Below are 14,640 nucleotides of genomic sequence, written 5' to 3' on the forward strand. Positions count from 1 at the left end.
CATTGGGGGCTCGGCTCCTGATGGCGCTTCGGTGGCCGTGCTGCAGGCTTCCATGTATATTGGGGCAGCCGTCCCCGGCAGGCTGCGGACGAGGCCATCGGCAGATGGCTCGAAGCCACCCCTCCCTTCATCTTGATTGCCGTCCCAGCCGACTGCATGAGGAAGTTCATGGGCAAATTAGACGACATCCTGTGCCGTGTGTTCGGTTACCGCTGTCCGCTGACGGTCGAGCTCAATGGGGATAGCCTGCTGCACGGCTATGGGGTCCCGGTCACGCCGGTGCAGCGCATCCAGGCCGCCCGGCCGCGGTGGAAGCTGGATGACCGCACGGCCAATGGGTTGCGCATGGAGACCGCCATCCAGACGTTTCCTTCCGAGCCGCACACGGCGAAGATCATCGTGATCGCCCTGGGCGCCAACGATGCTTTCGGCATGGTGCCTGCCGAAACCTATCGCGCCGATCTCGAGAAGGCCGTGAGTGTGGTGCGCGCGGCCGGGGGCCGCCCGGTTTTCACGGGACTGGCGCGCATGCCTGCCGACCGTTTCCCGGCAGAGTGGATCGCCAATTGGGAAGCGCTCAATGCCGTGATGCACGACATCGCGCAGCGGGATGGCATCGAGCACGCGGGCTGGGATGCCGACTACCGCGGTGAGCAGGATCTGCAGCCCGATTTCGTCCATCGCTCGCAGGAGGCCAGTGACCGTTTTGCCGAGTTGCTGGTCGCGGCCATCGAGCGCGCAAGGTAGTCCCTACGCTTCCGGTTGCGCTGCGGTGGGCAGGTACACGCATGCCGTGAGGCCGCCTCCGGGCGTCTGCTCCACCTGCACGCGGCCCTTCATCAGTTCCACGTAGCGGGCCACGATTGCCAGGCCCAGCCCGGCGCCCTGGCCGAGCCGCAGGCCTTGCTCACCCTGCGTCCATCGCTGGGGCTGGTGCAGGTCCGGTCCGGCATCCACTCCCGGGCCGTTGTCGGCCACGCGCAGCACGGCCCAGGGGAGCGACTGCTCCAGGGTGACGGTGATGCGCGGCGGCTGGCCGCGGCCATAGCGCAGTGCATTGTCCAGGAGGTTGTTCAGGATGCCCTCGATCAGACCGGCCTCGCCGCGCACGGCCACGGGCTGGTCCAGTCCTTCGGCGCCCAGGTCCACGCCGAGTTCGTCGGCGCGTGGCAGGTAGCGCAGCAGCACCTTGCGGACCAGGGCTTCCAGCGCCACGGTCTGCAGGGGCAGGGCGATCTCGCCCTCGGCCGCGCGCGCGAGGGCGAGCAACTGGTTGACGGTGCGGCTCGCGCGCTGTTCGGCGTCGGCAATGCCCTGCAGTTCGCTGCGCCAGACGGCGGGGTCGTCCTGGGCCAGCGCGTTGGCGGCCTGTGCCCGGATGCCGGCCAGCGGCGTGCGCAGTTCGTGGGCCACGTTGCCGGCGAATTCGCGCTGCGCCTGCAGCCCCTGGCGCACGCGGGCCAGCAGGCCGTCCAGGGCTTCGCCCAGGCGCTGTACGTCGCTGGTGCGTGCCTGTGCGGTCAGCGTGCCGGGCAGGGGCTGCAGGTCGGCCGCATCGCGCTGCGCCATGGCGTCCTGCAGTTCGGCCAGCGGCCGCAGGTCGCGCTCGATGCCGCGCAGCAGCCACGAACCCAGGGCCACGAGCAGCCACAGCTGGGCCAGTACCGAGAACAGCAGCAGCCGGCCCAGCAACTGAGCGCGCTGCGACGTGGTCTGGGCCATCACCACGGTATAGGCGGGCGGGCCTTCGACGCGCAGCGTGGCGCGCCGCAGTTCGCGGCCGTCCAGCACGATGTCCGAGAAGCGGTAGCGGTGATCGCCGCCGCGGATGCCTCCGCTGGTGCCGCCGGGCAGGGGGTCTGCGGGCAGGCTGGCGTCGCCACCCACGAATTGCCCGTCGTCGTTCCACACCGCGAAGCGCACGGACTCATGCTGGTCGAAGCGCAGCAGTTCCGCTTCGCGGGGTGTCAGGTCGAGGTGCAGGGGGCCTTGCGCACCGCCGCGTACGTGCACTGCCAGGGCATGGGCATCATCGAGCAGTGCGCGGTCGAAGGCCTCGGCCACGAAGTGGCTGCCGACCACGAGCACGACGGCGCTGCCCAGGCCCCAGATGAGCAGCAGTGACAGCAGCACGTGGCGGCCGATGCGCTGGCGCAGCGCCGGCCGGGCGGCAGGGCGCGGTTCAGGAGGCATCTTCCCCGAGGGTGTAGCCCAGGCCGCGCAAGGTGCGGATGGCCGCGCCGCTGCCGGCCAGCTTGCGGCGCAGGCGCGAGACAAAGGCCTCCAGCGCATTGTCGCCCAGCGCCTCGCCTGCGTCGGACAGGCGCTGCGACAGGTCGCTCTTGCTCAGCACGCGCCCCGGTGGCGTCATCAGTTCCCAGAGCAGTTCGAATTCGCGCGCCGGCAGTTCCAGCGCCTGCCCATCCACGCTGCAGCGCCGCGCCTGCCGGTCCAGCTGCAGGCGGCCCACGGTGACGAGGTCGCCGGAGCCGGTGGCACGGCGCGCCAGCGCGCGCAGGCGGGCTTCCACTTCCTTGAGTTCGTAGGGCTTGCCCAGGTAGTCGTCGGCACCTGCATCCAGGCCGGCGATGCGTTCCTCGGTGCTGTCGCGGGCGCTCAGCACCAGCACGGGCGTGCGGTCTCCGCGCGCCCGCGCGCTGCGCAGCGCCGTGAGGCCGTTGCCCAGGCCGCTGCGCGCCTGCGGGCCGTGGGGCAGGTTGAGGTCCAGCAGCACGGCATCGAAGGGCTGTACCGCCCACCAGTGCTGGGCGTCTTCCACGTTCTGGGCGAGTTCGACGCGGTGGCCCGCGCGTTCGAGCCCCTGGGCCATGGTGCGGCTCAGGACGGGATCGTCTTCCACCAGGAGGATGCGCATCGCGGGAACAGGGCAGGGCTACGTGGAAATACGCACGGGCAGGGTCAGCCCGCGATCAGGTTGGGTGGCAATAGTGCCACTGCCAGCATACCCCAGCCACCGGTGCTGCCGCGTGGAAGGCGCTGGCTGGCTGAACCACACAGGAGACCGTTTCGATCATGAACAACCGCAATCTCGTCCGGGGCTTCGTCCTCATGGCGCTGGCGCTGGCCTTCGGCCTGCCGTCGGTGCATTACTCGCTGGGCTCGCTCAGCCATGCGGGGCCGGGCCTGTTCCCGTTCATCGTCAGCTGCATGCTGTTCGTGGTCGGCGGCATCACGGTGCTGCGCGCGCGGCTGGTGGCGCCCGTGCCGCTGAACTTCAACCCGCGCAACATCGCCATCATCCTGACGAGCCTGTGCGGTTTCGCGCTCATCTCCCATTTCGTGAACATGATCGCGGGCATCGTCTTCCTGGTGTTCTGTTCCGGGTTCGCCGGCACGTCGTACTCGGTGGCGCGCAACGTGAAGATCGCGGCGGTGCTGATCGCGATCGCCTTCGGGTTCCAGAAGCTGCTGGGCCTGAGCCTGCCGCTGTACTGAGCCGAAGGGAGCACCGACATGGACGTCCTGCACAACCTCGCGTTCGGCTTCGGCCACGCGCTCACGATCCAGAACCTGATGTTCTGCGCGCTGGGCTGCACGGTGGGCACCCTGGTGGGGCTGCTGCCCGGCCTGGGGCCGCTCGCCACCATCAGCCTGCTGCTGCCGCTGACCTATTCGATGGACACGACCGGCGCGCTCATCATGCTCGCCGGCATCTACTACGGCGCGCAGTACGGCGACAGCGTGAGCGCGATCACGATGAAGATACCGCACGCCAGCAGCATCGTGGCGTGCATCGACGGCTACGCGATGACGCTCAAGGGCAAGACCGGGCTGGCGCTGTTCACGGCCGGGGTGTCGAGCTTCATCGGCGGCACGGTGGCGATCGTGGTGCTGGCCTTCCTGGCGCCCAGCCTGGGCGAGGTGGCATTCCTCTTCGGGCCGCCCGACTACTGCGCACTGATGCTCGTGGGCTTCGTGTGCGTGAGCTTCGTGACCACGGGCAGCCTGCTCAACGGCCTGGCGATGTGCCTGGTGGGCGTGCTGCTCGGATCGGTGGGTACCGACGTGAACAGCGGCGCGGAGCGCTTCACGCTGGGCCTGCCGTTCCTGGCCGACGGCGTGGGCATCGTGAGCATCGCGCTGGGCTGCTTCGGCATCGCGGAGATCACCAAGAACCTGGATTCGCGCGAGGAGCGCTCGCCCTTCAACGGCAAGATCAAGCTGATCCCGACCTGGGCCGAATTCAAGCGCATCGTTCCCAGCGCGCTGCGCGGCAGCGTCGTCGGCTCGGCCCTTGGCATCCTGCCCGGGGGCGGCCCGGTAATCGCGCAGTTCGCGGCCTACGCGCTGGACAAGAAGGTCAGCAAGTACAAGCACGAGATCGGCACCGGCTGCATCGAGGGCGTGGCCGGCCAGGCCGCGGCCGACGAGGCCGCCGCCCGCACCAGCTTCATCCCGCTGATGAGCATCGGCATTCCCGAGAACGCGGTGATGGCGCTGATGATGGCCGCGTTCATCATCAAGGGCATCCAGCCCGGTCCCAACATGATCGCGGGCCACCCCGAGCTGTTCTGGGGCCTGGTGGCGAGCATGTGGATCGGCAACTGCTTCCTGCTGATCCTGAACGTGCCGCTGGTGCGCTACTGGCTGTCGGTGTTCAAGATTCCGTACAACGTGCTGTTCCCGGCGATCCTGTTCTTCTGCTGCATCGGCACCTTCAGCATCAACAACAACCTGGACGACATCTACATCACCGTCGTGTTCGGCGTGCTGGGCTACCTGTTCATGCGGCTGGAGCTGGACCCGTCGCCGTTGATGCTGGGCTTCATCCTGGGGCCGATGCTGGAGGAGAACTTCCGCCGTGCCATGCTGCTGTCGCGCGGAAGCTTCGGCGTGTTCATGTCGCGGCCGATCAGCGGCACGCTGCTCAGCCTGATAGGTGCCTTCATCCTGTGGCAGGTGGTGGCCTTCTTCCGGCAGCGCAAGCAGCCGCAGGCCTTGCCCGTACCAGCGGCGGAGCCGGGGGCCTGACACCGCGTCCGGTGTCCGGTGGCGCCTGTCTTGCGCGGGCGTCCATCAGGGTAAACAGGGGGCGGCGGGGCGGCGCCACCCGCGCGTGGCGGCGGCATGATCGGCGCTTTCGACAACGCGCAGGGATTTCCCATGACCTCCTTCCATTTCCAGGCGGAGTCCCGCCCCTTCGTGGCCGGTCGCCGGCAATTGCTGGTCGCAGGGGCCGCTGCCGGCGGCCTGGGCCTGTGGCCCGGCCTCGCCGGGGCGCAGGCGGCATGGCCTTCGAAGTCCGTGCGGTTCGTGGTGCCGTTCGCACCGGGCGGCAGTTCCGAGATCGTCGCGCGCTCCACCGCGGCCGAGCTGTCCAAGACGCTGGGCCAGAACGTGTATGTGGACAACAAGCCGGGCGCCGCCGGCAACATCGCCATGTCCGAGGTGGCGCGCGCGGACGACCAGCACACGGTCATCCTGGGGCACATCGGCACGCTGGCCGTCAACCCGTACATCTTCGACAAGCTGCCCTGGTCGCCCAAGGACTTTAAGCCCGTGAGCCTGCTGGCCAAGGTGCCCAGCCTCTACGTCGTGCATCCGGACGTGCCCGCGAAGAACCTGCGCGAGTTCATCGCGTATGCGAAGCGCAATCCCGGCAAGCTGAGCTACGGCTCCGCCGGCAACGGCAGCGCCGGGCACCTGGCGTTCGAGTACCTCAAGATGACCTCCGAGGTCTTCATGCTGCACGTGCCCTACAAGGGGACCGGCCCGATGCTGACCGACCTGCTGTCGGGCCGCGTGGATGCCTCTGCCATCGGGGCCGCCGCCATCATCCCGTTCATCAAGTCCGGCAAGGTCCGCTGCATCGCCACCGGGTCGGCGCAGCGTCTGCCGCAGTTGCCCGACGTGCCCACCGTGGCCGAGCAGGGCTTCCCGGGTTTCGAGATGACCCAGTGGTACGGCATGCTCGCGCCCGCCAGCATGTCCCAGGACCATATCGACAAGCTTGCCGCAGAAACCATGAAAGCCGTCAAGGCGCCCGAGTCGCAGCGCAGGCTGTCCGGCGATGCCGCCGAGGCGATCGGCAGCACGCCGGCTCAATTCGCGCAGTTCATCGCCACCGAGCAGGAGCGCTGGAAGAAGGTCATCGCGCGGGCGCAGATCAAGCCCGACTGAGCGATGCCGTGCGTGCAGGGGCGCACGCGGGTCAGAACGTATGTATCACGCCGGCCGTGATGCCGGTCGCCGCGCTCTTGTTGGCCGCGCCCTGGTAGCCGTCGCGCCAGTTCGTGCGGTCCAGCTCGGCATACAGCCGGCTGCGGCGCGACAGCTTGTACTCGGCGAACAGGATGGCGCGGGTGTAGCCGTCGCCTTGCAGGCCGCTGCGGTCGCGATCGAGGCGGTACACCGAAGCCGTCAGGTCGACGGCCGGGGTCGCGGCCCAGGTGCCACCGACCGAATGCACGCGATGCACGGTGCGTGCGGTGGCCGAGGTTTCCGCCTTGCTGCGGCCGGTGTTCGCCATGAGCCTGACGCTGCCGAACTGGTAGGCGACGCCCAGCGTGGCCGCGTCCAGCGCGAGTCCGGCGGGCGACTTGAAGTTCTGGTAGGCCCCGGACACGGTCAGGCCGCCCGCCGCGTAGGCCAGGCCCGCGCCGCGGGAGGACTGCAGGTTGGCACCCGCGGCGTTCTCGCCAAAGCCGTACATGGCCCGCGCCGTCACCGGGCCGAAGCGGCCGACGTATTTCAGCGCGTTGTCGAGCCGGTAGGAGCCATTGGTGGCGCCCGCGGAACCGTATTCGATGCCCAGGCCGTGGCTGCTGAGCGCCGTGGTCGCGATGTTCGGATTGAAGGATGCGAAGCGCATGCCGACCGGATCGACAGGGCTGATGGCATCGGCCAGCAGGTTGGTCTGGCGGCCGGCAGTGACCGTACCCCAGGCGCCGCCCAAGCCCACGGTGGCCGCGCGGTCGAAGAACTTCGTGGCATTGGCCTGGGTGCCGGTATCGAGGTTGAGCCCGGTTTCCAGGTTGAACACGGCATGCAGGCCGCCACCCAGGTCCTCGCGGCCGCGCAGGCCGAAGCGGCTGGTGTTGTCCACGCCGCTCGCGATGCCCGTGGCCGATGACGGGCTGGGCGCGTTGGCCGCCGTCATGCCGGAGGTGTGCCGTATGCCGAGATCGGCGATGCCGTAGAGGGTGACGCTGCTTTGCGCGGAGGCCAGGAACGGTGCGCAGGCGGCTGCCGCCATCGCGATGCGGTGGAGTTTCATGGGGTGCTTTCAGGAAAACGGGCCGCGCAGGAGCACATCGCCCACGCGTGCGCGCGCAGCGATGCATCCCTGCGATGCCGTGCAGGGCTGTGGAAGAGGAGGGGAGGGCCGGGAGGCGGGGCAGGGCGCGCAGGAAGTGCTGCCTATGCCCCGGGGAGTCCGGCAGGCGCGGTCAACGGGCCGCAGCAGGCTCCATGCCGGTGCTGCGCACGATGGCTGCCGCCGCCGGTGCCGCCAGGAAGCGAATCAGGTGGCGCGCGGCCTCCGGCTCCGGCGAGCCGGTCGCCACGCCGGCCGAGAAGAACACGCGCTGCTGCACTTCGTCCGGCAGCTGTCCTACGAAATCCAGCTCCTTGAAGGGCAGCAGTTCGCTGACCTGCTGGAAGCCGATCTCGGCATCGCCGCGCAGCACGACCGCGCCGACCCGTTCGCTGTAGATCTTTTTGGCCTTGGCCTTGATCTGCTCGGCCACGCCCAGGCGCTGGAACAGTTCGGTGGACAGGTAGGTGCCGCTGGCGCTGGCCGAATAGGCGATGCTCTTGGCATTCAGCAGGGTCTGGCGCAGGGCGTCCACCGTGCTGATGTCGGGCTTGGGCGTGCCCTTGCGCACGCTCATGCCGATCATGGAGCGCGCCAGGTCCACGCGGCTGCCGGCCTGCACCTTGCCCTGCTCGATCAGCTTGTCCAGCGCCGAGTCGGCCAGGATCACGATGTCGAACTGCTCGCCCCGCGCCATGCGGCTGGGGATCGAGTCCGGCGCGTTGCCGATGGAGGCGCCGCGCGCGGTGGTGACCTTGTTGCCCGTGGCCTGCTCGTAGAGCGGCACGAGCTGGTCGTAGGCGGCCGAGAAGCCACCGGAGGTGACGACGCGGATTTCCGCGGCCTGCACGGCCGCAGGGGCCGCTGCGCCCAGTGCCAGGCCCAGCGTGAGGGCCGCAGCGCCCAGCAGCGAGCCCAGGGTGCGGCGGCGCTGGCCGGAAGCGGGCAGGGAGGTCGAGAGGGGGGCTTGCATGGTGTGTCTCCGTTATGTTTCTGGTGCGAATGCGTGGTGCCTGCCGGCGTCAGTCCGCGGTGATGTTCCGCTCGCGGATGATGCGGGCCCATTTCTCGTTTTCCGCGGCGATGAACTTGGCCAGTTCCTCGCGGCTGCCAGGGGCGGCGGTCTGGCCGTGTTTCAGCAGGTTGTCGCGCACGTCGGGCGCATTCAGCACCTTCACGAGTTCGGTGTTCCAGCGGTCCAGCAGCGCCTTGGGCGTCTTGCCGGGCGCCACGAAGGCGTACCAGTTGGTGGCGTTGAAGCCGGGGTACGTCTCGGCGACGGTGGGCACGTTGGGCAGGTAGGCCGGGCGGGTCAGGCCGGTGGTCGCCAGCGCGACCAGCTTGCCCGATTCCAGGTGGGGCAGGGCCGTGGGCGGTGCCGCGTAGAACGAGGTCACGCGGTCGCCCAGCACGTCCTGCAGGGCCGGCGCGCCGCCCTTGTAGGGCACGTGCACGGTGTTGATCTTCGCGATGTCGTTGAGCAGTTCACCGGCCAGGTGGGAGGCCGATCCCGGGCCGGTGGATGCGAAATCCAGCTTGCCCGGCTCGCGCTTGGCGCGGGCCACGAATTCGCCCAGGGTCTTGATGCCGGTGCTGGCAGGCACGACCAGCACGTTGGGGAAGGTCACGCCCATGGTGATGGGGGCGAGGTCCTTGAGCGGGTCGTAGCCGACCTTCATGAAGTGGGGCGAGATGCTCAGCGGCCCGATGGAGCCGAACAGCAGCATGGATCCGTCGGTAGGGCCCTTGGCGACCTGGGCATGGGCGAGGTTGCCGCCAGCGCCCGGCTTGTTGTCCACGACCACGGTCTGGCCGATGTTCTCGCCGAGCTTCTTGGCGATCACGCGCGCGGCGATGTCGGCGGAGCCGCCAGCCGCGAAGCCGACCACCAGCGTCACTGGTTTCTTCGGGGGGAAATCCTGGGCGCCTGCGGTGGTGGCGATGAGGGAAAGTCCGGCGGCCAATGCGGCGGCCACGGTCATGGTGCGTCTTTGCATGTTGTCTCCTGGATATCTGTCTGTAGCCGCTCAACTCGGCAAGACCGCCATGCTAGGGAGTCGGTAATATTCTGTGAATTGCAATTTACAGAGTGACTGTTGCATGCGACGCATCAAATTCGACATGGGCGAGCTGATGGCCTTCGTGGTCACGGCCGAAAAACAGAGCTTCCGGCTGGCGGCCGATGCGCTGTTCGTATCGCCTTCCGCGCTCAGTCGGCGGGTGGAGCGGCTGGAGGCGGCCGTGGGCGCCCAGTTGCTGGCTCGCACCACGCGGCACGTCGAGCTGACCGCCGTGGGCCACGACTTCCTGCGCGAGGCCCAGGCCGCATTGGCAGGCCTGGACGACGCGGTGCAGCGCGTGGGCGACCAGTTGCAGCGCCGCCGGGGGCGGGTCGCGATCGCCTGCATACCGTCCGTCGCGTCGAACCTGTTGCCCCCGGTCCTGCGGGAGTTCGCGGCCGGCGAGCCGGAGGTCCAGGTGCATCTGGTGGAAGACAGCGCCCAGCAGGTGCTGGACGCCGTGCTGCGGGGCGACGTGGATTTCGGCCTGGGGTTCATGGGCAGCCAGGAGCCCGCGCTGCGCTTCGACGCCTTGATGCGCGAACGCTATGTGCTGGCCATGCCGAGAAGCCACCCGTGGGCGGCGCGCGAGGCGATCGGCTGGCCGGAACTGGCGGGGCAGCGCCTGGTGTCGGTGTCGCAGCAGAGCGGCAACCGCCTGCTGCTGGACCAGGCCGTGGCCGACCTGCCGGAAAAGCCCGTGGCCTGGCACGAATGCAACCACCTGGCCGGCACGCTGTCGCTGGTGGAGGCCGGGATGGGGCTCGCGGCCATTCCGCAACTGGCGCTGCGGCCAACCCATCCAGAACTCTGCGGCGTGCCGCTCACCGACCCCCCGGTCTGGCGAACGCTGGGCTTGCTGCAGCGGCGGGACCGCGTGCTGGGGCCCATGGCGGAGGGGTTGCGGAGAAGGCTGGTGCAGGCGTACCGCGTAGCGTGAACTGCGACCCCGGACACAGGTAAGAGGCCTGCACAACGAAAAAAGCCCAAGTAGCGGACTACTTGGGCTTTGCATCTGGCGGAGAGGGCGGGATTCGAACCCGCGGTGGGGATTAGCCCACACACGCTTTCCAGGCGTGCGACTTAAACCGCTCATCCACCTCTCCGGAAGCCCGCAAGTATAGCAGCGATTCCGGGGCCTCCCGGCGAGCCGTAGCAGGAATTTTTCATACGGCCTGCCGCATTGCCGGGATCCACGCGTGCGACCCGCGGCCAGCGATCCGCGCTCAGGGCCGCTGCGCGCCCTGCACCATCTTCATCGCGGAGGTGATGAGGGTGGAGACCTCGGTCATGTTGCTCGGCACGACCAGGGTGGTGGTCGCATCTGCGGCCACGCGGCTGTAAGCATCCACGGCGCGCTCGGCCACCTTGAGCTGCACGGCCTGCTCGCCGCCGGGCTGGCGGATGGCGGCGGCCACGCGCTCGATGGCCTGGGCGGTGGCCTCGGCCACGGCGGTGATGGAGGCGGCCTCGCCCTGAGCGTTGTTGATCTGCGCCTGCTTCTCGCCCTCGGAGCGGGCGATGAAGGCCTCGCGCTCGCCGGTGGCGATGTTGATCTGCTCCTGGCGGCGGCCTTCCGATGCGGCGATAAGGGCGCGCTTCTCGCGTTCGGCGGTGATCTGCTGCTGCATGGCGCGCAGGATTTCGTTGGGCGGGGTCAGGTCCTTGATCTCGTAGCGCAGCACCTTCACGCCCCAGTTGAGGGCGGCCTCGTCGATGGCGGCCACGACCTGGGCGTTGATCATGTCGCGTTCCTCGAAGGTCTTGTCGAGTTCCAGCTTGCCGATCACGCTGCGCAGCGAGGTCTGCGCGAGCTGCGTGACGGCCATGATGTAGTTGCTCGATCCGTAGCTCGCGCGCATCGGGTCGGTGACCTGGAAGTAGAGGATGCCGTCCACCTGCAGCTGGGTGTTGTCGCGCGTGATGCAGACCTGGCTGGGGACGTCCAGCGGGATTTCCTTGAGGCTGTGCTTGTAGGCGACGCGATCGACGAAGGGCACCAGGAAGTTGAGGCCGGGCGTGAGCGTGCCGGCGTACTTGCCCAGCCGCTCCTTGACCCAGGCGTTCTGCTGGGGCACGACCTTGATGGAGCGTGCGACGAAGATGCCGGCGATGACGAAGAGGATGAGGGCGATTTCCATGGAGTCCTTTGCTGCCCGGGAGACGGGTGTGGAAGAGGGTTGAAGGAACCCTGCGCCGGAGCGCAGGCGGAGGGAAAACCACAGGAGCGGCAAGGCGGCCGCGTGGCGGGGCTCGGGCGACCGCGCCGCGCGCCGCTTCAGGCCGCGTCCACCACCAGCCGGTTCCCGACCACCTCCGCCACGCGGTAGGTGCCGGGCAGGGCGGTGGCCACGCCGACCGGGCCGCTGCGCAGCACCACGGTCCACTGCGCGCCGCGGTAGCGCACCTGGGCCGTGCCGTCAGGGTTCCAGGCGGGCACCTGCACGGTTTCGCCGACATCGAGGTTCACGTCGCGGTTGCTCGCGGCGGGCTGCACGGCGGCCATGCGGCGGCGGCGCAGCTGGTGGCAGGCGATGACGCCCCCCGCGCCCACGCAGGCGGCTGCCACGAGCTGCGCGGTGATCGGAAGGCCGGCATGGGCCGCCAGTGCGCCGGCCACGAGGCCGACAGCCAGCATGAGCAGGTAGAAGGTGCCCGTCACGAGTTCGGCGGCGACCATCGCGCCGGCCATCAGCCACCAGAGGGTGGAATGCTGCATCACGGGTGTCCTCCTCGCATGTCCGTGCCCGGCGGGGCCGGTGCTTTCCCGTCCATTCTGGGTCAAATGCCGATGTCTTCAAAGGGATGACATCGTTATTCCTTACACTTCGCGCCTATTTCGTTTTTTGGGCCCGCTTGCTCGGAGGCTGTGCATGAAATTCCGCTTTCCCATCGTCATCATCGACGAGGACTACCGTTCCGAGAACACATCGGGCCTGGGTATCCGGGCCCTGGCGCAGGCGATCGAGTCCGAGGGGTTCGAGGTGCTGGGCGTGACGAGCTATGGCGACCTGTCGCAGTTCGCGCAGCAGCAGAGCCGGGCGAGCGCCTTCATCCTGTCGATCGACGACGAGGAGTTCACGCTGGGCTCGGGGCTGGACCCGATCGTGCTGAGCCTGCGCAACTTCATCACCCAGGTGCGCCGCAAGAACGCCGACGTGCCGATCTACGTGCACGGCGAGACCAAGACCGCGCGCCACCTGCCCAACGACATCCTGCGCGAGCTGCACGGCTTCATCCACATGTTCGAGGACACGCCGGAGTTCGTGGCCAAGCACATCATCCGCGAGGCCAAGAGCTACCTCGAGAGCGTGCAGCCGCCGTTCTTCAAGGCGCTGCTGGACTATGCGGAAGACGGCTCCTATTCGTGGCACTGCCCGGGCCACTCCGGCGGCGTCGCCTTCCTCAAGAGCCCCGTGGGCCAGATGTTCCACCAGTTCTTCGGCGAGAACATGCTGCGCGCGGACGTGTGCAACGCCGTGGAGGAACTGGGCCAGCTGCTGGACCACAACGGGGCCATCGGTGAATCCGAGCGCAACGCGGCGCGCATCTTCAACGCCGACCACTGCTTCTTCGTGACCAACGGCACGAGCACCTCGAACAAGATGGTGTGGCACCACACGGTGGCGCCGGGCGACGTGGTGGTGGTGGACCGCAACTGCCACAAGTCGATCCTGCACTCGATCATCATGACCGGGGCGATCCCCGTGTTCCTGAAGCCCACGCGCAACCACTTCGGCATCATCGGTCCGATCCCGCAGGCCGAGTTCGAGAAGGATGCGATCCAGGCGAAGATCCGCGCCAATCCGTTGCTCAAGGGCGTGGACCCGGCGACGGTGAAGCCGCGCGTGATGACGATCACGCAGTCCACTTACGACGGCGTGCTCTACAACACCGAGACCATCAAGTCGATGATGGACGGCTACGTGGACAACCTGCATTTCGACGAAGCCTGGCTGCCGCACGCGGCCTTCCATCCGTTCTACGGCAGCTACCACGCCATGGGCAAGAAGCGCGCGCGCCCGAAGCATTCGGTGGTGTATGCCACGCAGTCCATCCACAAGCTGCTGGCCGGCATCAGCCAGGCCAGCCACGTGCTGGTGCAGGATTCGCAGACCGTGAAGCTGGACCGCCCGCTCTTCAACGAGGCGTACCTGATGCACACCTCGACCAGCCCGCAGTACAGCATCATCGCCAGCTGCGACGTGGCGGCCGCCATGATGGAGCCGCCCGGCGGCACCGCCCTCGTGGAAGAGAGCCTGCTCGAAGCCCTGGACTTCCGCCGCGCCATGCGCAAGGTGGAAGAGGAGTTCGGCAAGGACGACTGGTGGTTCAAGGTCTGGGGCCCCGAGAAGATGGCCGACGAGGGCGTGGGCCGCGCCGAGGACTGGATCATCCGCAGCGATGGCAAGGGCCGGAAGAACGGCAGCAAGTGGCATGGCTTCGGCCAGCTGGCCGATGGCTTCAACATGCTGGATCCGATCAAGTCCACCATCGTCACGCCCGGCCTGAACCTGGACGGCAAGTTCGACAAGACCGGCATTCCTGCGTCCATCGTGACCAAGTACCTGGCCGAGCACGGCGTGGTGGTGGAGAAGACGGGGCTCTACAGCTTCTTCATCATGTTCACCATCGGCATCACCAAGGGCCGCTGGAACACGCTGCTGGCCGCGCTGCAGCAGTTCAAGGACGACTACGAGAAGAACCAGCCGATGTGGCGGATCCTTCCGGAGTTCTGCCAGCAGCACAAGCGCTATGAGCGCATGGGCCTGAAGGACCTGTGCCAGCACGTGCATGCGCTCTACGCCAAGTACGACATCGCGCGGCTGACGACAGAGATGTACCTGTCGGACCTGACGCCGGCGATGAAGCCCAGCGACGCCTATGCCCACATCGCGCACCGCAAGACCGAGCGCGTGGAAATCGACCACCTGGAAGGCCGCATCACCACCAGCCTGATCACGCCGTACCCGCCGGGCATCCCGCTGCTGATCCCGGGCGAGGTCTTCAACAAGAAGATCGTGGACTACCTCAAGTTCGCGCGGGAGTTCGCCAAGCTGTGCCCGGGCTTCGAGACCGACATCCACGGCCTGGTGGAGATCGAGGACGACAACGGCCACGTGCGCTACTACGCCGATTGCGTGACGCGGGTGGAGCAGCCCAAGCCCGGCCGCCGCGGTGGCCGCAAGGATGCACCCCAAGCGGAGGACATCGTGCAGGTGGGCAGCGACGGACCGTTCGGCCGGAAGATCTGACCGCCGCGAGGCAGGTCGCTTCGGCCCTGGAAGCCCGGCGGCGCGCAAG

13 protein-coding genes and 1 tRNA gene are annotated in these 14,640 nt (G+C 68.1%); 6 read left to right on the plus strand and 8 right to left on the minus strand.

Annotated elements, in window-relative coordinates:
* The first annotated feature begins 168 nt into the window (after positions 1-168).
* A complete protein-coding gene (locus ACAV_RS09790) occupies positions 169-747 on the plus strand; it encodes an SGNH/GDSL hydrolase family protein (protein WP_013594410.1) in 579 nt (192 codons plus the stop codon).
* A gap of 3 nt (positions 748-750) precedes the next feature.
* On the opposite strand, the gene ACAV_RS09795 is transcribed toward ACAV_RS09790, so the two are convergent.
* Together ACAV_RS09795 and ACAV_RS09800 are read right to left on the minus strand one after the other, a co-directional pair.
* Entirely contained in the window at positions 751-2,193 is a 1,443-nt protein-coding gene (locus tag ACAV_RS09795; RefSeq protein WP_013594411.1) for a sensor histidine kinase, read from the minus strand.
* Positions 2,183-2,875: a response regulator transcription factor gene (locus ACAV_RS09800; RefSeq protein WP_013594412.1), complete on the minus strand. Its 693-nt coding sequence runs from the start codon at positions 2,873-2,875 to the stop codon at positions 2,183-2,185. Before ACAV_RS09800 ends, ACAV_RS09795 begins: the two co-directional genes overlap by 11 nt.
* A gap of 158 nt (positions 2,876-3,033) precedes the next feature.
* Between ACAV_RS09800 and ACAV_RS09805 the strand changes: the two genes are divergently transcribed.
* The 3 genes from ACAV_RS09805 to ACAV_RS09815 all read left to right on the plus strand — a co-directional run bounded on the left by ACAV_RS09805 (position 3,034) and on the right by ACAV_RS09815 (position 6,141).
* Positions 3,034-3,456, plus strand: a complete 423-nt coding sequence (locus ACAV_RS09805; protein WP_013594413.1) for a tripartite tricarboxylate transporter TctB family protein — start codon at positions 3,034-3,036, stop codon at positions 3,454-3,456.
* An 18-nt stretch (positions 3,457-3,474) separates the two neighbouring features.
* Entirely contained in the window at positions 3,475-4,992 is a 1,518-nt protein-coding gene (locus tag ACAV_RS09810; protein WP_013594414.1) for a tripartite tricarboxylate transporter permease, read from the plus strand.
* Positions 4,993-5,124: 132 nt separating this feature from the next.
* Positions 5,125-6,141 (plus strand): Bug family tripartite tricarboxylate transporter substrate binding protein, encoded by a 1,017-nt coding sequence (locus ACAV_RS09815; protein ID WP_049791080.1) that lies wholly within the window; start codon positions 5,125-5,127, stop codon positions 6,139-6,141.
* A 31-nt stretch (positions 6,142-6,172) separates the two neighbouring features.
* On the opposite strand, the gene ACAV_RS09820 is transcribed toward ACAV_RS09815, so the two are convergent.
* From ACAV_RS09820 to ACAV_RS09830, 3 genes are all read right to left on the minus strand, one after another.
* The gene (locus ACAV_RS09820; RefSeq protein WP_013594416.1) at positions 6,173-7,237 is read right to left on the minus strand and encodes a porin; all 1,065 of its coding nucleotides are present in this window, start codon (positions 7,235-7,237) and stop codon (positions 6,173-6,175) included.
* 172 nt (positions 7,238-7,409) lie between these two features.
* Positions 7,410-8,249: a substrate-binding domain-containing protein gene (locus ACAV_RS09825; RefSeq protein ID WP_013594417.1), complete on the minus strand. Its 840-nt coding sequence runs from the start codon at positions 8,247-8,249 to the stop codon at positions 7,410-7,412.
* Positions 8,250-8,298: 49 nt separating this feature from the next.
* Complete coding sequence (locus tag ACAV_RS09830) at positions 8,299-9,273, minus strand: Bug family tripartite tricarboxylate transporter substrate binding protein (RefSeq protein ID WP_013594418.1); 975 nt, start codon at positions 9,271-9,273, stop codon at positions 8,299-8,301.
* A 103-nt stretch (positions 9,274-9,376) separates the two neighbouring features.
* Here ACAV_RS09830 and ACAV_RS09835 point away from each other — a divergent pair, with 103 nt between their 5' ends.
* The gene (locus tag ACAV_RS09835) at positions 9,377-10,276 is read left to right on the plus strand and encodes a LysR family transcriptional regulator (protein WP_013594419.1); all 900 of its coding nucleotides are present in this window, start codon (positions 9,377-9,379) and stop codon (positions 10,274-10,276) included.
* Between the two features lie 76 nt (positions 10,277-10,352).
* Here ACAV_RS09835 and ACAV_RS09840 read toward each other — a convergent pair.
* From ACAV_RS09840 to ACAV_RS09850, 3 genes are all read right to left on the minus strand, one after another.
* Positions 10,353-10,442: transfer RNA gene (locus tag ACAV_RS09840), tRNA-Ser, on the minus strand.
* A 120-nt stretch (positions 10,443-10,562) separates the two neighbouring features.
* Entirely contained in the window at positions 10,563-11,477 is a 915-nt protein-coding gene (locus ACAV_RS09845; protein WP_013594420.1) for an SPFH domain-containing protein, read from the minus strand.
* 137 nt (positions 11,478-11,614) lie between these two features.
* Entirely contained in the window at positions 11,615-12,055 is a 441-nt protein-coding gene (locus ACAV_RS09850; RefSeq protein WP_013594421.1) for an NfeD family protein, read from the minus strand.
* A 154-nt stretch (positions 12,056-12,209) separates the two neighbouring features.
* Between ACAV_RS09850 and ACAV_RS09855 the strand changes: the two genes are divergently transcribed.
* Positions 12,210-14,591, plus strand: coding sequence for an arginine/lysine/ornithine decarboxylase (locus tag ACAV_RS09855; RefSeq protein WP_013594422.1), 2,382 nt, complete (start codon positions 12,210-12,212; stop codon positions 14,589-14,591).
* Positions 14,592-14,640 lie beyond the last annotated feature (49 nt).

It is taken from the genome of Paracidovorax avenae ATCC 19860 (assembly GCF_000176855.2).
GTDB lineage: Bacteria > Pseudomonadota > Gammaproteobacteria > Burkholderiales > Burkholderiaceae_C > Paracidovorax > Paracidovorax avenae.